The organism is Propioniciclava sinopodophylli, assembly GCF_004324755.1.
Classification (GTDB): domain Bacteria; phylum Actinomycetota; class Actinomycetes; order Propionibacteriales; family Propionibacteriaceae; genus Propioniciclava; species Propioniciclava sinopodophylli.
Genome location: NZ_SDMQ01000010.1, coordinates 75,281 through 94,697 on the forward strand (window position 1 = coordinate 75,281; position 19,417 = coordinate 94,697).

The 19,417-nt window shown below is 72.3% G+C and carries 23 protein-coding genes; 11 read left to right on the top strand and 12 right to left on the bottom strand.

Annotation, left to right across the window (positions count from 1 at the left end):
* Positions 1-396: 396 nt before the first annotated feature.
* The gene (locus ET989_RS10645; RefSeq protein ID WP_206662311.1) at positions 397-1,185 is read right to left on the bottom strand and encodes an isoprenyl transferase; all 789 of its coding nucleotides are present in this window, start codon (positions 1,183-1,185) and stop codon (positions 397-399) included.
* Positions 1,186-1,226: 41 nt separating this feature from the next.
* Between ET989_RS10645 and larC the strand changes: the two genes are divergently transcribed.
* From larC to larB, 3 genes are all read left to right on the top strand, one after another.
* The gene (gene larC, locus ET989_RS10650) at positions 1,227-2,534 is read left to right on the top strand and encodes a nickel pincer cofactor biosynthesis protein LarC (protein WP_131168754.1); all 1,308 of its coding nucleotides are present in this window, start codon (positions 1,227-1,229) and stop codon (positions 2,532-2,534) included.
* Positions 2,535-2,746: 212 nt separating this feature from the next.
* Complete coding sequence (larE, locus tag ET989_RS10655; protein WP_206662313.1) at positions 2,747-3,595, top strand: ATP-dependent sacrificial sulfur transferase LarE; 849 nt, start codon at positions 2,747-2,749, stop codon at positions 3,593-3,595.
* Complete coding sequence (gene larB, locus ET989_RS10660) at positions 3,588-4,253, top strand: nickel pincer cofactor biosynthesis protein LarB (protein ID WP_131168756.1); 666 nt, start codon at positions 3,588-3,590, stop codon at positions 4,251-4,253. The genes larE and larB overlap by 8 nt, the downstream gene beginning before the upstream one ends.
* A gap of 36 nt (positions 4,254-4,289) precedes the next feature.
* Here the strand turns inward: larB and recO are convergent, their stop codons facing one another.
* From recO to ET989_RS10675, 3 genes are read right to left on the bottom strand one after another with little or no spacing between them, the layout of a single operon-like run.
* A complete protein-coding gene (gene recO / locus ET989_RS10665) occupies positions 4,290-5,030 on the bottom strand; it encodes a DNA repair protein RecO (RefSeq protein WP_131168758.1) in 741 nt (246 codons plus the stop codon).
* A gap of 8 nt (positions 5,031-5,038) precedes the next feature.
* Positions 5,039-6,142 (bottom strand): substrate-binding domain-containing protein, encoded by a 1,104-nt coding sequence (locus tag ET989_RS10670; protein WP_131168760.1) that lies wholly within the window; start codon positions 6,140-6,142, stop codon positions 5,039-5,041.
* On the bottom strand, positions 6,142-6,567 hold the full coding sequence (locus ET989_RS10675; protein WP_131168762.1) for a Fur family transcriptional regulator: 426 nt from the start codon (positions 6,565-6,567) through the stop codon (positions 6,142-6,144). The genes ET989_RS10670 and ET989_RS10675 overlap by 1 nt, the downstream gene beginning before the upstream one ends.
* A 56-nt stretch (positions 6,568-6,623) precedes the next feature.
* On the opposite strand from ET989_RS10675, the gene ET989_RS10680 reads away from it, so the two are divergent.
* The 5 genes from ET989_RS10680 to ET989_RS10700 all read left to right on the top strand — a co-directional run bounded on the left by ET989_RS10680 (position 6,624) and on the right by ET989_RS10700 (position 10,126).
* Complete coding sequence (locus ET989_RS10680) at positions 6,624-6,932, top strand: antibiotic biosynthesis monooxygenase family protein (RefSeq protein WP_131168764.1); 309 nt, start codon at positions 6,624-6,626, stop codon at positions 6,930-6,932.
* Positions 6,933-6,966: 34 nt separating this feature from the next.
* Complete coding sequence (locus ET989_RS10685; RefSeq protein ID WP_131168767.1) at positions 6,967-7,416, top strand: transglycosylase SLT domain-containing protein; 450 nt, start codon at positions 6,967-6,969, stop codon at positions 7,414-7,416.
* Positions 7,413-8,405: a cation efflux transmembrane domain-containing protein gene (locus tag ET989_RS10690; protein ID WP_131168769.1), complete on the top strand. Its 993-nt coding sequence runs from the start codon at positions 7,413-7,415 to the stop codon at positions 8,403-8,405. The genes ET989_RS10685 and ET989_RS10690 overlap by 4 nt, the downstream gene beginning before the upstream one ends.
* 62 nt (positions 8,406-8,467) lie before the next feature.
* Positions 8,468-9,847: a glycine--tRNA ligase gene (locus tag ET989_RS10695; RefSeq protein WP_131168772.1), complete on the top strand. Its 1,380-nt coding sequence runs from the start codon at positions 8,468-8,470 to the stop codon at positions 9,845-9,847.
* 24 nt (positions 9,848-9,871) lie between these two features.
* Complete coding sequence (locus tag ET989_RS10700; protein WP_131168774.1) at positions 9,872-10,126, top strand: hypothetical protein; 255 nt, start codon at positions 9,872-9,874, stop codon at positions 10,124-10,126.
* A 97-nt stretch (positions 10,127-10,223) separates the two neighbouring features.
* Here ET989_RS10700 and ET989_RS10705 read toward each other — a convergent pair whose 3' ends face one another.
* From ET989_RS10705 to ET989_RS10720, 4 genes are all read right to left on the bottom strand, one after another.
* Complete coding sequence (locus ET989_RS10705; protein WP_131168776.1) at positions 10,224-10,559, bottom strand: YnfA family protein; 336 nt, start codon at positions 10,557-10,559, stop codon at positions 10,224-10,226.
* An 80-nt stretch (positions 10,560-10,639) separates the two neighbouring features.
* Positions 10,640-11,203 carry a GNAT family N-acetyltransferase gene (locus ET989_RS10710; protein ID WP_165490128.1) on the bottom strand — a complete coding sequence of 188 codons (564 nt, stop codon included), beginning with the start codon at positions 11,201-11,203 and terminating at the stop codon, positions 10,640-10,642.
* A gap of 235 nt (positions 11,204-11,438) precedes the next feature.
* Positions 11,439-12,029, bottom strand: a complete 591-nt coding sequence (locus tag ET989_RS10715) for a DUF3267 domain-containing protein (protein ID WP_131168779.1) — start codon at positions 12,027-12,029, stop codon at positions 11,439-11,441.
* Between the two features lie 10 nt (positions 12,030-12,039).
* Positions 12,040-13,233 (bottom strand): alpha-amylase family protein, encoded by a 1,194-nt coding sequence (locus ET989_RS10720; protein WP_131168781.1) that lies wholly within the window; start codon positions 13,231-13,233, stop codon positions 12,040-12,042.
* Positions 13,234-13,301: 68 nt separating this feature from the next.
* On the opposite strand from ET989_RS10720, the gene ET989_RS10725 reads away from it, so the two are divergent.
* On the top strand, positions 13,302-13,898 hold the full coding sequence (locus tag ET989_RS10725; RefSeq protein ID WP_131168783.1) for a TetR/AcrR family transcriptional regulator: 597 nt from the start codon (positions 13,302-13,304) through the stop codon (positions 13,896-13,898).
* Positions 13,899-13,918: 20 nt separating this feature from the next.
* Positions 13,919-15,070 carry a tRNA dihydrouridine synthase DusB gene (gene dusB, locus ET989_RS10730; RefSeq protein WP_421958223.1) on the top strand — a complete coding sequence of 384 codons (1,152 nt, stop codon included), beginning with the start codon at positions 13,919-13,921 and terminating at the stop codon, positions 15,068-15,070.
* A 1-nt stretch (position 15,071) separates the two neighbouring features.
* Here dusB and ET989_RS15815 read toward each other — a convergent pair whose 3' ends face one another.
* Positions 15,072-15,797: a hypothetical protein gene (locus ET989_RS15815; RefSeq protein ID WP_131168788.1), complete on the bottom strand. Its 726-nt coding sequence runs from the start codon at positions 15,795-15,797 to the stop codon at positions 15,072-15,074.
* A 103-nt stretch (positions 15,798-15,900) separates the two neighbouring features.
* Between ET989_RS15815 and ET989_RS10740 the strand changes: the two genes are divergently transcribed.
* Positions 15,901-16,977, top strand: a complete 1,077-nt coding sequence (locus ET989_RS10740; protein ID WP_131168863.1) for an HD domain-containing protein — start codon at positions 15,901-15,903, stop codon at positions 16,975-16,977.
* A 10-nt stretch (positions 16,978-16,987) separates the two neighbouring features.
* On the opposite strand, the gene ET989_RS10745 is transcribed toward ET989_RS10740, so the two are convergent.
* The 3 genes from ET989_RS10745 to ET989_RS10755 form a co-directional block, all read right to left on the bottom strand.
* The gene (locus ET989_RS10745) at positions 16,988-17,791 is read right to left on the bottom strand and encodes a hypothetical protein (RefSeq protein ID WP_131168790.1); all 804 of its coding nucleotides are present in this window, start codon (positions 17,789-17,791) and stop codon (positions 16,988-16,990) included.
* On the bottom strand, positions 17,784-18,491 hold the full coding sequence (locus tag ET989_RS10750) for a hypothetical protein (protein WP_131168792.1): 708 nt from the start codon (positions 18,489-18,491) through the stop codon (positions 17,784-17,786). The genes ET989_RS10745 and ET989_RS10750 overlap by 8 nt, the downstream gene beginning before the upstream one ends.
* Positions 18,492-18,634: 143 nt before the next feature.
* Positions 18,635-19,357 (bottom strand): ABC transporter permease, encoded by a 723-nt coding sequence (locus ET989_RS10755; protein ID WP_131168865.1) that lies wholly within the window; start codon positions 19,355-19,357, stop codon positions 18,635-18,637.
* Between the last annotated feature and the right edge of the window lie 60 nt (positions 19,358-19,417).

The window sequence follows — 19,417 nt, forward strand, 5'->3', positions numbered from 1 at the left end:
ACGCCTGCCCTGGTGCTGGACGGCGACGGCGGCCTGGCAGAGCAGAACCGCGCGGGGACAGGCGAAGGGCCGCTGGACGTATGAGGTTCAGCGGCCCTTCTGGGGTGACCGGCGCCTGGTGACCTGCCGATCGATGATCCCCGAGTACCGGGATCCGACCGGCCCGTCACCTGGCTGGTCCGACAGGTCGCCCCGTCGTAGGGATCCCCTTCCAGTGGATCATCAGCTGCCCCGAAGGGCGGCGTAGGACATTTGTATCCCGGGCCTACGAAGGGCGCAACCCCTGGTCACGAACTACTGGGATGGAATTCGTCACCCACAGGTTCACCCACAGTTCGTCCACGGAAACCTGACGTTCATCCACGTGATGTCCACAACCGCGGCCCGGGACGACCCTCAGGACGTGGGGGGCGAGACCTCGTTCGGCACCGCGCCGCCGTAGCGACGGTCGCGCTGGGCGTACAGCTGGATGGCGTGCCACAGGTCGCGCCGGTCGAAGTCGGGCCACAGCCGGTCGAGGAACACCATCTCGGCGTACGCCATCTGCCACAGCAGGAAGTTGGACGTGCGCTGCTCGCCCGAGGATCGGATGAACAGGTCGACGTCCGGCACCTCGGGGGCGTAAAGCCGCGCGCCGATCGACTTCTCGGTGATCCGGTCGGGGTCGATCCGTCCGGCAGCGGCGTCCGCGGCCAGGGCGCGCACGGCGTCCACGATTTCGGAGCGTCCGCCGTAGTTCACGCAGAACTGCAGCGTGAGCGTGGTGTTGTGGCGGCTCATCCGCTCGGCGACCCTGAGCTCGTTGATGACGCTCTTCCACAGGCGTGGCTCGCGCCCGGCCCACACGATGCGGACGCCGAGATCGTTCAGCTCGTCGCGGCGGCGGTGGATGACGTCGCGGTTGAACCCCATCAGCCAGCGCACCTCGTCGGGGGAGCGCTTCCAGTTCTCGGTGGAGAACGCGTAGGCCGACAGGTACTTCACGCCGATCTCCACCGCACCGTGGATGACGTCGAGCAGGGACGCCTCGCCGCGCGCGTGCCCGTCCGTGCGAGGGAGGTTGCGCTCCTTGGCCCAGCGGCCGTTGCCGTCCATGACGATGGCGACGTGCTCGGGGACGAACTTCTTCGGGATCGCCGGCGGCCGCGCGCCGCTCGGGTGTGGTGTCGGCGGGATCGGGCTCACACCGCGACCCTAGTGCTCCCGCGTCGGCCAGAATGGCAGGCATGCACGCGTGGTTCGACATCTCCGCCGGGGTCGCCGGTGACATGCTCCTGGGCGCCCTGCTGGACGCCGGCGCCGACGTCACCGCCGTGCAGGCGGCCATCGACGCGGTGGCGCCGGGGTCGGTGCGGCTCGAGTCCTCTGCGGTGACCCGGGGCGGCCAGCGGGCGACCAAGGCGCGCGTCCGTGTGCTGGTCGATGACCCGCCCCACCGCCAGTGGTCGTCGATTCGGGCCGCCCTGGCTGGGGCCGGGCTGGATGAGCGGGCACGGGAGTGGGCGTTGGCGGCCTTCGGCCGGTTGGCGGACGCCGAGGGTCGCGTCCACGGGGTGGACCCGGACACGGTGCACTTCCACGAGGTCGGCGCCCTCGACTCGATCGCCGACGTCGTCGGGACGTGCGCGGCGCTGGTGGCGCTGGGCGTCACGACGGTGTCCGCGTCCCCGGTGCGGTTGGGGTCCGGACGCGTGCGTGCGGCGCACGGCGACATCCCTGTGCCCGTGCCCGCCGTCGCCGAGTTGAGCATCGGGTGGCAGGTGTACCCGACGCCTGAGTCCGGGCGGGTGGTTGGGGCCGGCGAGGCCCACGCTCGGACGGGTGGGCCTGCCGGAGCCCACCACCATCACCAGCACGACGCGCCCGCGGAGACGACGACGCCGCAGGCGGCGGGGGAGCTCGCGACGCCCACCGGGCTCGCCGTGGTGCGAGCAGTGGCGTCGGCTTGCGAGCCCCTGCCGGGCATGACGGTGGCGTCCGTCGGGGTCGGCGCCGGCGGCAAGGACTTCGCGGGGTGGCCCAACGTGGTGCGCGTGGTGCTGGGTGAGGCGTCCGGAGTCGCCGAACGGGGAATGGTCGAGGTCCGGGCCAACGTCGACGACCTGGACCCGCGGATGTGGCCCGGCGTCCTCGACGCGCTGCTGGTGGCCGGTGCCGCCGACGCGTGGCTGGTGCCGATCCAGATGAAGAAGGGGCGCCCCGCGTTCACGGTTCACGCGCTGACGGGTGCCGGGGCCCGCGACGCCGTCGTGGAGGTGTTGCTGACACGGACGACGACGCTCGGGGTGCGTGAATCCGCCGTGGAGCGGACCATCCTCGACCGCACCTGGGTCGACGTCGACGTGCTGGGACACGCCGTGCCGGTCAAGGTGGGCTCACGCGCCGGGACGATCCTGCATGCGACACCCGAGTTCAGCGCGGTGGCCGAGGCGGCCCGGGCCTCGGGGCTGTCGGAAGCCGACGTGGCCCACCGCGCCCAGGCCGCGGCGTTGGCGTCCGGACTGGCGCCGGGCGCCCCCCTCCCGCCGGCCTGACGCACTCTCCGCCGAGAGCCCCGGCCAGAGGCTGTCGGCGCACAGACCTGGGGCTGTCGGCGCTCAAACTCGGGGCTGTCGGCGCTCAAACTCGGGGCTGTCGGCGCTCAAACTCGGGGCTGTCGGCGCTCAAACTCGGGGCTGTCGGCGCTCAAACCCGGGGCTGTCGGCGCTCAGACCCGGGGCTGTCGGCGGGGGCTAGACTCCGGCGGGTGACAGCTTTCGCGGACCTGCCGGATGCCGAGCGCGCCGATGCGGCCGCGGTGGCCGCGCTCATCGCCGGTGTCGGACGCCTCGGGGTCGCCTATTCCGGGGGTGTCGACTCCGCCGTCCTGCTCGCCGTCGCCACCCGGGCCCTCGGCCGTGAGAACGCCGTCGGGCTGCTGGCCGTCTCCGACTCCCTCGCCTCCGACGAGCACGCCCTGGCCCGCACGACCGCCGAGCAGATGGACGCCCGGCTGGTCGAGTTCGAGACCCACGAGGGCGACAACCCGGCCTATCGGGCCAACGACGCCGACCGGTGCTTCCACTGCAAGGACGAGCTGTTCACCCGCATCGCCGACGACATCGTGGTGGACCACCGCCTCGACGCCGTCGCCTACGGCGAGAACGCCGATGACGCCGTCCGGATCGACCGGCCCGGCGCCCGGGCCGCCACCGACCACGCCGTCCTGCGCCCACTGGCGGACGCCGGCCTGACCAAGCCCCGCGTCCGCGCCTTGGCCCGCGCCCTCGGCCTGGCCGTGGCCGACAAGCCCGCCGCGCCGTGCCTGGCCTCCCGCATCCCGCACGGCCAGGAGGTCACGCCCATCAAGCTCCGGCAGGTCGACGAGGCCGAGTCGGCCCTGCGCCGCCACGGCTTCACCGACTCCCGCGTCCGCCACCACGGAGACATCGCCCGCATCGAGGTGCCCGTGGCCGAGCTGGCCCGCTTCGCCGATGACGGCGTGCGCGCGGCTGTGCTGGCCGAGGTGCGCGCCGCCGGTTTCCCCTACGTCACGCTCGACCTGGCCGGCATCCAGTCCGGCGCGTTCACGCTGCAGGTGCTGCGCCATGGCTGACGACGACATCGCCGACCTGGACCTCGATCGCGGAGCGCGCCGCGGCGGGTTCCCCGAGGCCGTCTACTGCGAGGGGAAGTCGGTCGACCAGCTCCGCGAGATCGCCCGCCGCATCGGCGGGCGTCCCGACGTGGTCACCATCTTCACCAGGGCGGACGCCGACCGTGCGGCCGCCATCCACGAGGTGCTGCCGGACGCCCACCACGACCCGGTGGCGCGCCTGCTCGTCTGGCCGCCGCGCATGCCCGAGCCGACGGGCGAGCTCGTCGTCGTCGCGTGCGCCGGAACCTCCGACCTGCCGGTGGCCCGCGAGGCCCTGCTGACGGCCCGCCACCTCGGCCGCCGCGCCGAGTTGGTCGTCGACGTCGGGATCGCCGGCGTCCACCGCACGCTGTCCAAGGTCGACGTCTTCCGGCGGGCCGGCGCTGTGGTGGTTGTGGCTGGCATGGACGGCGCGCTGCCCGGCTTGATCGCCGGCCTCGTGGCCTGCCCCGTGGTGGCCGTGCCCACCTCGGTCGGCTACGGCGCGGCCTTCGGCGGCATCGCGCCGCTGCTGACGATGCTCAACGCGTGCGCGCCCGGGGTGGGTGTGGTCAACATCGACAACGGCTACGGTGGCGGCCACCTCGCAGCCCAGATCGCTGCACCGCGAACCTGACCGAGCGAACCCGAGCCGGGGGACAGCGAGGGCTGGTCAGCGCGCCACGTGCTCGATCGTGCGCAGGCCCCGCTCCAGGTGCCACGCCACGAACGCGGCGATCAGGCCCGACGCCTGGTTCCGGTTCGCCTCGTCGGCGTCCCTCGTGCCCGGCCAGTCGCCGCTGATCAGCGCCGACAGCAGCTGGAGGGTCTCGGGCCGCACCTGCGGCGTCCCCGGCGGGCGGCAGCGCACGCACACCAGGCCGCCGGCCGAGGGCGAGAACGCCTGGTGGGGGCCCCCGACGCCGCACGAGGCGCACGAATCGAGGCTGGGGGCGAAGCCGGCGGTCGCGACGGCGCGCAGCAGGTAGGAGTCCATGATGAGGGTGGCCGGACGGGGCCCGTCGGAGGTGCCGACGACCAGCGCATGCAGGGCCCCGGCGAGCAGCTGGTACTGCTGCAGCGAGGGCTCGTTCTCGATGCTGACCAGGCGGTCGGCCGTCTCCAGCATCACCTGGCCCACGGTGTAGCGCGGGTAGTCGGTGCACAGCGGCTCCGACCAGGGGTGCAGGGTGACGGCCTCGGTGATGACGTCGAGCGTCCGGCCCGTCGCGAACTGCAGGTCGACGTGGCTGAACGGCTCCAGGCGGGCCCCGAACCTGCTCGACGTGCGCCGGACGCCGCGGGCGACGGCCCGCACCTTCCCGTGCCGCCGGGACAGGAGCGTGATGATCCGGTCCGCCTCACCCAGCTTGTGGGTGCGGAGGACGACCGCCTCGTCCCGGTAGGTCGGCACGGCGGGCCTCAGCCGCCCAGCTGGGCGGGCTCGTAGAGGCCGGCGTCGAGGACGGCCTGGCGCACGGTGTCCTTGTCGAGGGCGACCGGCGTCGCCAGCAGGGCGGGGACGTGCTGGTCCAGCTCCTCCTCGGGGGTGTCCTCGCGGTCGGGCTGTCCGTCGTCATCGCGCAGCGCCGTCTGGGTGAGGCCCGGGTCGCGGCCGGACGCCAGCTCGGCGACCATCTCGGCCGTCCGCTCGGCGAGCACGTGCGTGTCGGCGAACGTGGTGGCGTACTGGACCCCCTCGGTGATCATGTGCACCGACTCGAGCTCGGCGCCCGAGCCCACGACCAGCGGCGGACGCGAGCCGGAGGCCTCCAGGTGGGCGGCCAGGGCCCGCGCGATGGCGTCGGTCGGCGCGATGACGCCCTCCAGCTCCGTGTCGGCCGTCTCGGTGGCGGCCAGCCGCTCGAGCCGCTTGACGGCGAAGTCGGGGTCGAACCGGGCCACCTCGAGGGAGTCGAAGTCGGTCTCCATCGAAGGGATGCGTACCGTGCCGTCCATCAGCAGCGGGTACAGCTCGTCCAGCGCCCCGCGCAGCATGTCCTTGGACGCCATCTCCACGCGGTCGCCGGCGAACAGTTCCACGTCCCACGGCTGCGGCACGCCTCGCTCGCGCAGGCCTTCCACGAGCGTCCTCGCCTGCAGGGCCCCCTCGGCGTGGGCGTCCACGGCCGCGAACTGGGTGAGGCCGTCCGAGAGCAGCGGCATGCGCTGGTAGCCGACGACCGGGATACCGGCCTCCTCTGCGCGGTCGAGGACGTCGGGGTAGGCCCGGGCGTCCACCGGCATGACCACGATCGCCTTCGCGCCGTTGTCGACCATCCACTCCAGGTCGCGGTACTGGACGGGCACGTCGTCGCCGGCCCAGCGCAGCTCCACGCGGAAGCCGGCCTCGGTCAGCTTCTCCTGCAGCAGCAGCCCGTCGCCGGCCGAGCGGGCGTCGTTCTTGTTGGGGAAGGAGACGCCGACCAGCGGCAGGTCGCTGCCGGGGTCGTTCGCGGGGGCGGAGCAGGCGGTGGCGCCCAGGGCCACGGCCGCGGCGAGCAGGCTGGCGGCCAGCTTGTGCATCAGGTTTCCTTCGGGGAGTCGGTGGCGGCGGCGCACGGCGCGCACAGCCCGTGCAGCTCGAACGAGTGGTCGACGTCGGTGAACCCGTGCTGAGCCGCCAGCGCCGCGATCAGCTCCTCGACCCCCTCGAACTCGACCTCGAGGGTGCGTCCGCACACACGGCAGATCAGGTGGTGGTGGTGGGCGTGGGTGGCCTCGCCGCACGCGCGGTAGGACGCCTGTCCGTCGGGGGTGCGCACGACGTCCACCTCGCCCGCCTCGGCCATCGCCTGCAGGTTGCGGTAGACGGTCGCCAGGCCCACGGAATCCCCGCGGCGGCGCAACAGGTCGTGGATGTCCTGGGCCGTGCGAAACTCCTCGAGCTCGGCGAGCACCTCGGCGATCGTGGCGCGCTGGCGCGTCCGCCGCTGGGGTGTGGTGGTCATGTGCTCGGCCCTCCTCGTCCGCCCCAGCCTACCGGCGGGCCGCTAGGCTGGCCCGCATGCTGGCTTTCAGTCGGTTCCGCGTCGCACCGGACGCCGAGGCGTCCTTCGTCGAGCGCGCCGAGGCCGCGGTGGCATTCTTCCGGTTCCGCCCCGGCAACGTCTCGGCCGACCTCGTCCGCAACCTGGACGAGCCCGACCTGTGGGCGATCCAGACCGTCTGGGAGAACGTCGGCTCCTACCGCCGGGCCTACAACGGCTACGAGGCCAAGATGGTTCTGGTCACCCTGATGAGCGAGGCGATCGACGAGCCGTCCGCCTACGACCGGCCGGACGCCGTGGGCGACAACATCCCGCGCGGGGAGTAGCGTTGCGGACGTGAGGCCTCTGACGAGGAGATTCATGGCCCTGGCTGTGGCGGGCGCCGTTGTGTTGGGCGGGTGCGCGGCGATCCCCGCCGACCCGGACGGGACGCTGGATCGAGTGCGCACCCAGGGTGTCCTGCGCGCGGGCGCGTCGCCCGGGGCCGATCGGATCGAAGTCGCCGGGGCCGACGTCAGCGGGCCCGAGGCGGCCGTGGTGCAGGACTTCGCCGCCTCCCTCGGGGCGCACGTCGCGTGGAGCGTCGGTGGGGAGGAGGAGCTGGTCGCCGCCATGGAACGCGGCGAGCTGGACCTCATCGCGGGCGGCCTCACCGACGCGTCGCCCTGGAGCGACCGCGTCGCCCTCACCCGGCCGTACATCACCAGCGCGTCGCCCGACGGCGAGCGCAAGCACGTGCTCGCGGTGCCGATGGGGGAGAACGCGCTGCTGTTCGCGCTGGAGTCCTGGCTCGATGGGCGGGCGCCGTGAGCGCCCCCGGCGAGGGTGCGGCCCGCTTCGGCGACACCGAGCTGCCGCGGGAGCAGCACGACGCCCTGCGGCGGGCCACGCGGCTGCAGTGGATCGGCATCGCCTACCTGCTCTCGTGCGTCGTTGTGGTGTTCGTCGTGATGGGCTCCAGCCAGGCCATGAAGGTCGCCTGGGTTGAGGACCTGCTGTCCCTCGTCCCGCCGCTGGTCTTTTTGGCGTCGCTTCGGAGCATCCGGCGGCCGCACAGCCCCGAGCGCCCCTACGGCCACCACCGCGCGATCGGGTCGGCCCACCTCGCCTCGGCGGTCGCCCTGTTCGGGATGGGCGCCTTCATGGTGTTCGACTCCGGGTCGGGCCTGTTGAAGGCCGAGCACCCACCGATCGGCACCTACCAGCTTCTAGGGCAGACCGTGTGGGCTGGCTGGGTGATGATCGCCGCGATGGTCTACACCGGGGCCGGGCCGGTGATCCTCGGCCACCTGAAGAAGCCGCTCGCCGAGACCCTCCACGACAAGGTGCTCTGGGCCGACGCCGACATGAACGCGGCGGACTGGCGCACCGCCGCGGCGGCCATACTCGGCATCCTCGGCATTGGTGTCGGCTGGTGGTGGGCGGACTCGGTCGCGGCCCTCATCATCGCCGCCAGCATCGTGAAGGACGGCGTCACCGGCATCAAGAACGCCCTGCGCGACCTCATGGACGGCGAGGCGCGCACCCACGACGACGAGCGCACCCACCCTCTGGTGGGCGCCATCCTCACCGCTGCCCGCGGCCCGGCCTGGGTGGCGGACGCCGCCGTGCGCGTCCGCGACCAGGGCCACCTCTTCCACGTCGAGGTGTTCGTGGTGCCGACCGCCACGGTCGCGGTGGCCGACCTGGAAGCGCTGGCAGCCCGCATCTCGGAGCTTGACTGGAAGCTGCACGACGTGGTTGTCGCGCCGGTCTCGCGGCTCCCGGACGCGGTGCGTTCCACCCCGGCGTCCGGATAGGGTGGCCCGGCAGTGGGGATGCCGGCCGGGCACCCCCAGCCGACAAGGAGGCAACCGGTCCCATGGCCAGCAAGCTCGACAACGTCATCAGCCTCACGAAGCGCCGCGGCTTCGTGTACCCCTGCGGGGAGATCTACGGCGGTACGCGAGCGGCGTGGGACTACGGACCCTACGGCGTGGAGCTCAAGGAGAACATCAAGCGCCAGTGGTGGAAGGCCGTGGTGCAGGGGCGTCCGGACGTGGTCGGCCTCGACTCTTCGATCATCCTGCCCAAGCAGGTCTGGGTCGCCTCGGGGCACGTCGGGGTGTTCTCCGACCCGCTGACCGAGTGCCTCTCCTGCCACAAGCGCTTCCGCGCCGACCAGTTGGAGGAGGCGTTCGAGTTCAAGAAGGGCCGCGCTCCCTCCGGGCTGGAGGAGATCAACTGCCCCGAGTGCGGCAATCTCGGCCAGTTCACCGAGCCGCGCGACTTCAACATGATGCTCAAGACCTACCTCGGCGTCATCGAGGACGAGTCGGGCCTGCACTACCTGCGCCCCGAGACCGCCCAGGGCATCTTCGTGAACTTCGCCAACGTGCAGACCACCAGCCGTATGAAGGTGCCCTTCGGCATTGGCCAGGTGGGCAAGAGCTTCCGCAACGAGATCACGCCCGGCAACTTCATCTTCCGCACCCGTGAGTTCGAGCAGATGGAGCTGGAGTTCTTCGTGGAGCCGGGCACCGACGAGGAGTGGCACCAGCACTGGATCGACGCCCGCCACGACTGGTACGTCGACCTGGGGGTCAACCCCGACCATCTGCGCAAGTACGAGCACCCCAAGGAGAAGCTGTCGCACTACTCCAAGCGCACCGTCGACCTGGAGTACGACTTCGGGTTCACCGGCGGCGACGGCTGGGGCGAGCTGGAGGGCATCGCCAACCGCACCGACTTCGACCTCGGCACCCACACCGAGCACTCGGGCCAGGACATGTCGTACTTCGACCAGGCCCAGAACCGCCGCTACACGCCGTACGTCATCGAGCCCTCCGCGGGCCTGACCCGGTCGCTGATGGCGTTCCTCGTCGAGGCCTACACCGAGGAGGAAGTGCCCAACGCCAAGGGCGGCACCGACACCCGCACCGTGCTCAAGCTCGACAAGCGCCTCGCCCCGGTCAAGGTCGCTGTCCTGCCGCTGTCCCGCAACGAGCAGCTTTCGCCGAAGGCCCGCGACCTCGCCGCCGAACTGCGCAAGCTGTGGAACGTCGAGTTCGACGACGCCCAGGCGATCGGACGCCGCTACCGCCGCCAGGACGAGATCGGCACCCCGTTCTGCGTCACCGTCGACTTCGACACCCTCGAGGACAACGCGGTCACCATCCGCGAGCGCGACACCATGGCGCAGGAGCGCGTGCCGCTCGACCAGGTCGCCTCCTGGCTGGGGGCGCGCCTGCTCGGTTGCTGAGCCGCCGTCCGGGAGCCGCCCGCGGTGTTCCACTGGGGCGCCGACCTGGGCGAGCTAGACGCCGAGGGCTTGTCCTCGCTGGCGGCCGCGACCGCCCCGGTGGTCGCGCCCTGCAGTCCGGACGCCCCCGTGCGCGTCTCGCTCGTGCCCGAGGCGTCCACCGGCTACACCGGACGCCCGGGGCTGACCGGCTCGCGTGCCGGTCGCGCCCGGTCCCCGCGATGGGTGGGGGCGCGGTCGAACCGGGCCGGCGCCTCCTCGAACGATCCTCGATGCTGAGCATGCGCCTGTGGGAGCACGAGCAGACGTTGACGCCCTGGTCGCTGCCCTCTTCGAGCACCGGCACTGCTGGCTGGCGACCTACTTGCGCGATCGGTCAGGCGACGCGGGGTGCGTACATGATCACGGTGATGCCGGCGAGGCAGACCAAGGCGCCAATCACGTCGTAGCGGTCCGGCCGGAATTCGTCGAACACCATGCCCCAGATCAGGGAACCGGCGACGAACACCCCTCCGTAGGCGGCGAGGATGCGACCGAAGTTGGCGTCGGGCTGCAGGGTGGCCACGAACCCGTAGAGACCGAGGGCGAGCATGCCGGCGCCCGCCCAGACCCACCCCCTATGTTCACGGACGCCTTGCCAGACCAGCCAGGCGCCGCCGATCTCGAGCACGGCCGCGATGGCGAACAGGGCGTCGCTACGTGCGATTTCCATGCGTGTGAGGCTAGACGCAGGAGCGGATCGCACACGACGTCGGTGTCGCTTCCCGCTGCGCAGCCACCTCCCGGGCCGAATCAGACCGGCGCCTGGGTGTGATGCGCCCGCCACCCGGTGTCGTCCATGGCGTAGACGAGGTTGTCGTCCCACGCGCCCCGGCACCAGTACGACCTGGGCGCGAGCGACTCGACGTGCATCCCCAGCTTCTCGAGCAGTCTCGCGGACCTGACGTTCTTCGGTGACAACTGGCCGTAGATGCGATGGCACCCGAGGCGCTCGACCAGGTCGGACACGACAGCGGACGCCGCCTCGAACGCGTACCCCTTCCCTTGGTGGTCCGCCTGCAGCGTGAAGCCGATCTCTGCGACGCCACCGTGCTCGTCGAGGTCGACGTAGAGGTCCCCGATGAGCTCGCCCTCACGTTCGATGCCGATTTGTCGCGGCTCTCCGGGGACGATGTCGATCCAGTTCGACTGGGCCTCGACGTGGCGTTCCACCCGCTCCCGCGTCACCGGGAGGTCCCAGTCCTGGTACTCCGCCACGACCGGGTCGTTGCGGTAGGCGAGGATCACGTCGACGTCGTCCCTGCGGAGTGGGCGCAGGACGAGACGTTCGGTGCTGCGGGGATAGGGGTTGGCCACGCGCCCAGCATGGCCGACCGGTGGGGCGCGGACAACGCCGCAGCATGACAGCGAGCTCGCAACGCGCGTTCTCCCTCCCAACGCGGATCATCTCCGCGTTACGAGGGAGCATCCGCGTTACGAACGCTCGGGTGAGCGGACGGGACGCCGGACGGAGCGGATAGTCCTCAACCCGACCCGAGGGAGATGTCCAGGACCTGGGCGGAACACGACCGAGCATGCCGCCATGCTGCCCTCAAGCGGCCGGCTCCGAAGGCGGGACGTGGAGGATCACGCCGTCGCGGGTGTCCTCGACCAGGGTGCCCTCGGGGTGCTCGGCCACCATCCGCAGGATCATCCAGTCCCCGATGCACCCCGACAGGTGGAACGCGGCCGGCAGCACGAGGTAGGGGCCCCACGGGAGGGTGAACACCAGGACGGCCAGCAGCGCGTTGACGACGAACGTGGGCATCATCGCCACCCACCAGAACTGCCGCCGCGTGTACCTGAAACCGGGCGATGTGGCGTACGCGTAGGGGACCGTGCCCTGCATCATCCCGACCCCGAACTGCGGCCGGGCGCCGTAGCGGGCCATCACCAACCCGTGGACGGCCTCGTGCAGCACCAATGCCGCGAGCGTGCCACCCACGAGCAGGCCCAGGAAGGGCAGCAGGTTCCACCAGCTGGAGAACGGGTCGTGCGCCACAGCCGGCCGGAGCGCCAGCGCGACGAAGATCACGCCGCCGAGCGCGAACCACACCAGGCTGCGGCGGGCCAGCGCCTCGGTGTCGAGCTGGTCCATCGTCCACGCGGTAGTGGCCCAGCCGTCGGCTGTGGGGTCGGTCATGCGGCTGATCCTAGGCCGACCACTCCCAAGCCTCGCCGTCGGAAGCGCGCACCTGCACACGCGGGACAGGCGCCAGCTCGAGACGGACGTCCACCCTGTCGTCGCTGTGGGTGACCGCGTACTCGATCCAGGCGTTCTCCTTGGCGACCACACTGAGGCGCCCCCGCGAGAGCCACGCGTGGCGACGGCGGAAGCCGATCAGGTCCTGGTAGACCCGCTGGAGCCACGCGCCGGCCGGTAGCAGGTCGGCGGGGGAGGCGGGCAGCGGCGGCCGGATCGGGTCGTCGGCGTACGCCCCCGTGCCCCGTTCGCCCGTGAAGCCCTGCTCGTCCCCGTAGTAGACGCTCGGCATGCCCGGCACGGTGAACAGCACGGAGGCCGCGAGCGCGGCCCCGTCGCTGCCGACGAGTGAGGCGATCCGGTCGACGTCGTGGTTGCCGACGAAGGTGTTGAGCACGTGGTGTGCCGAGAACGCCTGGTGCCGCTCCAGCGCGTGCGCCAGCTCCCAGCAGTTGGTGTCCTTGATGGAGCTCCAGGTGGCCTTCCAGAGCTCGTAGGCGGTGACCGAGTCGAGCGCGCCTGCGTCCGCGATCGCGCCGTAGTCACCGTGGATGACCTCGCCGAGGAACAGGGCGTCCGGGAACTCGTGGCGCACGCGTCCGGTCACCTCGCGCCAGAATGCGGGGGCGACCGCGTAGGCGACGTCGAGGCGCCAGCCGGCGATGCCGCGGCGGAGCCAGTGCAGCATGATGTCGGTGACCCAGTCGGCGACGTCGCCTCGGGTGTGGTCGAGCTCGACGAGATTGTCGTGCCCCTCCCACGTGTAGAGGTGGCCGTTCGAGCGGCGCAGCATGGGGGACTCCTCGGCGACCAGGCCGTGCTGGGTGCTCACGTGGTTGAACACGCCGTCCAGCATCAGGGACAGGCCGCGCTCGCGGCAGGCGGCGACGAGGGCGTCGAAATCGGCGTCGTCGCCCAGGCGGGGGTCGATCCGGAAGTGGTCCAGCGTGTCGTACCCGTGCGAGACGGACGCGAAGATGGGGCCGAGCAGCAGGCCCGAGCACCCCAGGGACACGGCGTGGTCGAGCCACGGTTCGAGCGCCCCGAGGCGGTGCACCACCTCGCCGCCACCCTCGTGGACGGGCGCGCCGAGCGCGCCGAGGGGGTAGACGTGGTACCAGATGGTGTGGTCCGCCAAGCTCATTGCAACTCCTGTTGAGTGTGGATCAATACACTGTTGACAGTAGCTCAATAGCCGCTAGCATGGCAAGCATGACGGCAACAGGACCCACCGTGCGGCGGCGCCTCGGCCCGGAGGAGCGCCGCGCCGTCATCCTCGCGGCAGCGCGTGCGGCCTTCGCCACTGCGTCCTACGCGGAAGTGGGCGTCCCCGAGGTGGCCCGCCGGGCCGGGGGGTCGCCGGCCATCGTCTTCCACTACTTCGGCTCGAAGGAGGGGCTCTACGCCGCCCTTTTGGAAGCTGACATGAACGACCTCGCCGAACGCCAACAGGCCGCCGACGCGGCGCTGCCACCCAACACGTCGGCGCGTGACCGCGTGCGGACGTGGGTGTTGGCGCACCTCGATCATGTCGCCGCACACGCCCGCGGCAGCTTGGCCCGAGAGGAGCCTGTAGCGACCGCCGCCATCAGGGACCGTGCGCGTGAGAAAGACCTGGCCTTCCTTGCCGAGATCCTGCAGCCGGCGGACGCCGTCCGTGACCGGTTCGCCCTGCTCGGCTTCCTCGGCTTCCTGGACGCCGTGGGTGCGGCGTGGGCGTCCGACGGCTGCCCGGAGGATGACCGCCACCCGCTGGTCGAGGCCGCCCTCGGCGCCCTGCAGGGGGGCCTGGGGGACTGGCGCCGCTGAGGCGCGTAGACTCGCACCTCGTGCCCTCCCACGAACCGCTCCGCCTGACCGCCCCCTCCGGGGGAACGGTCGAGGTCGCGACCCCCGTCGTGCTGGCGCCCATGGCCGGCATCACGAACCCCGCCTACCGGCAGCTGTGTCTCGAGCAGGGCGCCGGACTGTACGTGTGCGAGATGATCACCAGCCGCGGCATCGTCGAGAAGAACCCCAAGACGCTGGACATGCTGCGTTTCGCGCCCGGCGAGACCGTCCGGTCGGTGCAGCTCTACGGGGTGGACGCCGACGTCATGGCGAAGGCGGCCCACATCCTGTGTGACGAGCTGGGCGTCCACCACATCGACATCAACATGGGCTGCCCGGTGCCCAAGGTCACCCGCCGCGGCGGCGGCGGAGCGCTGCCGTGGAAGACCGACCGGCTGACCGAGATCCTGACGAAGACGGTGGCGGCAGCCGACGTCCACGGCGTCCCGGTGACGGTGAAGACCCGTATGGGCATCGACGACGACCACCAGACCTACCTCGACGCCGGACGCATCGCGCAGGACGCCGGGGCGGCGGCCATCGCGCTGCACGCGCGCACGGTCGCCCAGGCCTACTCCGGCCAGGCCCGCTGGGACGCCATTGCGACGCTGGTCGAGGCCGTCGACATCCCCGTGCTCGGCAACGGCGACATCTGGGAGGGCGTCGACGCGCTGCGCATGGTCGAGCAGACCGGGGCCGCGGGCGTCGTCATCGGCCGCGGCTGCCTCGGGCGGCCGTGGCTCTTCCGCGACCTGGCCGACGCCTTCGCCGGGCGCCCTGTGCAGCCGTACCCGACCCTCGGGGAGGTGACCGCGATGCTGCGGCGCCACGCCGTCCTGCTCGCCGAGATTCACGGCGAACGGTGGGGCCTGACTGACCTGCGCAAGCACATGGCGTGGTACTTCAAGGGCTTCCCGCTCGGCGGGGACCTGCGCCGCGAGTTCGCGATGGTCTCCAGCCTCGCCGAGCTCGACGCCCTCATCGCCCAGCTCGACCCGGACGCGACTTACCCCGTCCAGGAGCTGGGCACGCCGCGGGGTCGCCAAGGGACGCCCCGGGCGCACGTCACGCTGCCGTACGGGTGGCTGGACAGCCGGACGATCGGCGAGGAGGACCTCTCCGCCGCCGAGTCCGACGTGTCGGGCGGCTGACTCAGGCCAGCATCTGGGCGGCCGGCATCAGCCCGACCGCGAAGGCGATGAAGCCGACGATCGGTGCCAGGATGCCGAGGATGATGCCCCCGATGCCGAAGTTGCGGCCCCGGCGACGGGACACCGCGATGATGCTGACGATCCAGCCGGCGATGCCCGCGAGGGTGGCGAAGATGCCAGCAGTGGTGGAGCCGGCCACCTGCTGACCGAGCGCGATCACCATCGGGTCGTTCGGGTCGGGGTTCTGCATGGCGTCGATGCCGTAGTCGAGCATGAACTGGCCCACGTGAGCGCCCACGTTGTAGCCGACGACCGCGAGGATGATCGTGCACACCGCGACGATCCCCAGGCCGATGAGGCCGAGGGTCTTGCTCTGGGGCTGCGGCTCGGCCGGCCACTGCTGCTGGTAGCCCTGCGGGTACTGGCCGTAGGGCGCGGCCTGCTGGCCCTGCGGGTAGGCCGAGTACTGCTGCTGGCCGTACGCCTGCTGCCCGGAGGGCTGCTGGCCGTACGCCTGCTGCTGTGGGTACGACGCGTCATGGGCGGGCGGCTGCCCGTACTGCGGGGCCCCGTACGGCTGCTGCCCGTACTGCGGCGCATGGTACCCCTGCTGGCCGGCGCCCTGCTGCGACGACGGCTCGTCGTGGCGCGGCGGCTGGTAGCCCTGGTCGGGGGCCTGCGCCTCGTCGCGGCGATAGGGATCGGGGGTGGGGGTCTGGTCGCTCATGGCCATCCTTGTGCTCAGTCGGGTGGCCCCAGTCTATGAAGCACGCCAAGATTGGCGCATGACGGACGCGCTGAACCCCCGCACGGTCGCCTGGGCCCAGACCATGGCCGGCCACGCCGAGGGTGACGTCGTCCGCGCCCACCGGGACTCGCACGCGCACCTCCACCTGCCCGCGCCCATCGGCCGGGAGGCCCGCGAGGAGCGGGAGAGGCTCGTTCTGCGCCCCGGCGCCACCTTCAGCTCGGGCGCCGGCACCCGGGCTGTGGCGGAGGAGCCCGACGTCGAGCGCACTTGCTTCGAGCGCGACCGTGACCGTATCGTCCACTCGACCGCCTTCCGGCGGCTGGCCGGCAAGACGCAGGTCGTCGTCTACCCGACCGACCACCAGCGCACACGCCTCACCCACGCCATCGAGGTCGCGCAGGTCGCCACGTCGCTGGCCCGCGGTATCGGGGTGAACGTCGCCCTCGCGGACGCCATGGCACTGGGCCACGACTGCGGGCACGGACCCGGGGGGCACGCGTCCGAGGACGCCTTCGACGCCTTCCTCTCCGGCGGCTACGACCACGGGCCCTGGGGCGCCGACGTGGTCCTGACGCCGCTGAACCTGTGCGTCGAGACCCTCGACGGCATCCGGAACCACTCGTGGTCGCGCCCGGCACCGATGACGATCGAGGGCGAGCTGGTCAGCTGGGCCGACCGCATCGCCTACTGCGCCCACGATCTCGAGGACGCCATCCACGCCGGCATCGTGTCGCTGGACGACCTGCCGCGGGAGGTGGTCGCCATCGCGGGCGGGACGCGGCGAGAACAGTTGGCCGTCTTCATCCGCTCCATCATCACCACCGTCGCCGAGACCGGCGTCGTGGGGATGGACGCCGAGGTGGCGGCGGCCTTGGCGTCCCTGCGCGCGTTCAACTACGAGCGCATCTACACCCGGCCGGAGTCGGTCGCCCAGAGCAACGCCGTCATCGAGGTGCTGCGCGGGCTCGTCGAGTACTACTGCGAGCACCCCGGCGCCATGCCCACCGATTACCACGGGCCCGCCGAGGCGGACCGCGTCACAACCGCCGTCACCTACGTCGGCGGCATGACGGACCGCTACGCGTTCGACATGGCCGAGGAACGGCTCGGCTGGGACCACGACCGCCTGCCCCAGGGCATCGGCCGCGGCGACTGAGCCCCACGGGTCAGGGGCCGGGGGCCCACTGGCCGGAGTCGTCCGGGTCGCGCGGGGCGGTGGGCCTCGCGCGAGGAGCGGGTGCGAGGCTCGACCCGTCCGCCCCGTGGGCACCGGTAGTCGGGGCGGGACGCCGGAACGGCAGCCCCTGCCTGCGACGGGGGTAGCCGTGCACCGGGTCCGGCGGCTCGTCCCGCCGTCCGACCAGGGCGAGGGCCAGGCCCCGTACCGCCGCGACCAGCGCGAACCCCAGGCCGAGCCCGAGCGCGCCCGGCACGAGCCACCCCGGAACGCCCGGGGCCACGCGCAGCGTCACCCCCATCCCGCCGTCCTGCAGGTCGAGCAGGGAGCGCCAGCGCACCCGGTCGCCCACCACCTCGCCGCCCGACGCCGCGACGACCTCCGCGTCGGCGAACGTCGTGGTCAGGTCCAGGGTCGAGTCCGGCTCGATGGCCTGGAAGGCGTAGCTCGGCAGGGTCAGGAAGACGTGCCCGCCCGCCGTGCGGACGGTGACGTCGGGAACATTGCCGAGCTCATCCCGGGGGAGCTCCGCCGTGAGGCGGCAGTCGACCCGTCCGCCGGCCGACACGACGTCGGAGACGACCAACAGCGAGGTGTGGGCCCATCCGTCGCAGGGCGAGCCGCCGTCGGCGAACTCGGCGATCCCGTGGCTGACGCGCACGTCGAGGCTCACGGTCTCCGCGCCGACGACCACGTCGCCGGTGGCATCGCAGCCCGTGAGCGCCAAGGCGGCGAGGATCGCCCCCGCGGCCAGGGCGGCTCGTCGGCTCGTCGTGCGGCGCGGCTCAGCCATCGGGGGCCCACTCGGCGGGGTCGGCGGGCGGGGTGGGCTCGACCGGCGGTGCGGACGCCTCATGTGGAGTGGGCTGGGAGCGTACGCTCGGCGCGTCGTCGTCGCCCAACCAGCCGCGCAGCCACAGCAGCACCAGACCGAGCAGCGTGCCCCAGCCCAGGCCCGCCACCATCGGCACGACCCACGGCGGGGGGGCCGGGCGCGTCCACGCGGTCGCGGCGACGCCCTCGGCCAGGATCCGGTTCGGGTCGGTCAGGCGCACCGAGCGCCCCGTGACGTCGCCCCCGGCGGCGGCGACCACGTCGCCGGGGAAGTGGAGGGTGAGGTCCAGGTCGTCGGTGGGGGCGGGACGCTCGAGGAACCACGGCGGGTCCACCGCCACGAACAGGTGGTCGGACGCCCTCGCGACCGTGCCCAGGCTGGGGTCCTGCCCGGACTCCCGCGTGACGCCCGTGATGCGGCAGGCCCGCTGGCCCGGCGGTGCCGGTAGCGCGGTGGTCGTCAGGCCCCAGCGCTCGGCGGCCATGGCGCCGTCGCACAGGTCGAGCCCGCCGGCGAGGGACGCCGCAGCGTAGGTGAGGGCCACGTCGACCGTGACGGCGGCGTCCTCGTCGAAGCGCAGGTCGCCGCGCAGGGAACACCCGGCGAGCGGCACCATCAGGGCGACCGCCGCCAGCCGCCCGAGGCGCCGGGGCTTCATGGCGCGACCCTATCGGTGGTCCGGCGCCCAGGCGGAGGGTTCCTCGGGTAGGGGCGGAAGGGTCGGGCTCGCCGGCTCAGGTGCGGGACGGACGCTGCCGCCCTGCCTCCCGACAGCGGCGTCCGCCCCTGGTCGGGACGCCGTCAGACGTGCAGCTTCGGGCGCAGGTCGGCGGGCACGATCAGGCCGCGGCGGACGAACTCGGCCATCGCCGCGACGGTGCACGCCTGCCCGGCCATGATCGCCACGAGCACCAGCACCTGGGCCGCACCCGCCTGCAGCGGGGAGCCGCCGCCCAGCAGGACGCCGATGAACGCGCCCGGCAGGGTGACCAGCCCGACCGTCCGGGTCTGGTCGAGGTTGGGGATGAGCGCCTCGGGCACCACCCGATCGATCACCAGCCCGATCGCATCGCGGCGCAGCAGTCCCAGCGCGAGGGCGGCCTCGTACTCGCCCTGGCTCTCGCGCAACTCGCCGAACACGCGGCGTCCGGCCAGCGTGTGGGCGGTCATCATGTTGCCGGTCACGATGCCGCCCAGCGCGATCAGCGTGATGCCGTTGAAGGGGGACGCCCCGGTGCCGAACACGATGAGGAGGACCGGGACCAGGCCGGCCAGGAGGGCCACGGCCGTCCAGGGCCAGCAGTCGCGGACGGAAACGCGGCCGGTCGTCGTCCACAGCGCGACGCCGAACATGAGGGCCCAGAACGCGAACGCACCCCACAGCGTCTGGACGGCGGCGGCCAGCACCAGCGACACCACGGCCAGCTGCAGCACGGCGCGCACGGCGGCCACGACCTGCTGGCGGGCCAGGCCCATGCGTCCGGCCAGCGACGCCGCGACGCCGAGCGCCACGAGCAGCACCAGGCCGAGCGCTAGCCCCCATCCCTCGTTCACGGTCACGATCGACGACCCTACCCCCGGGCG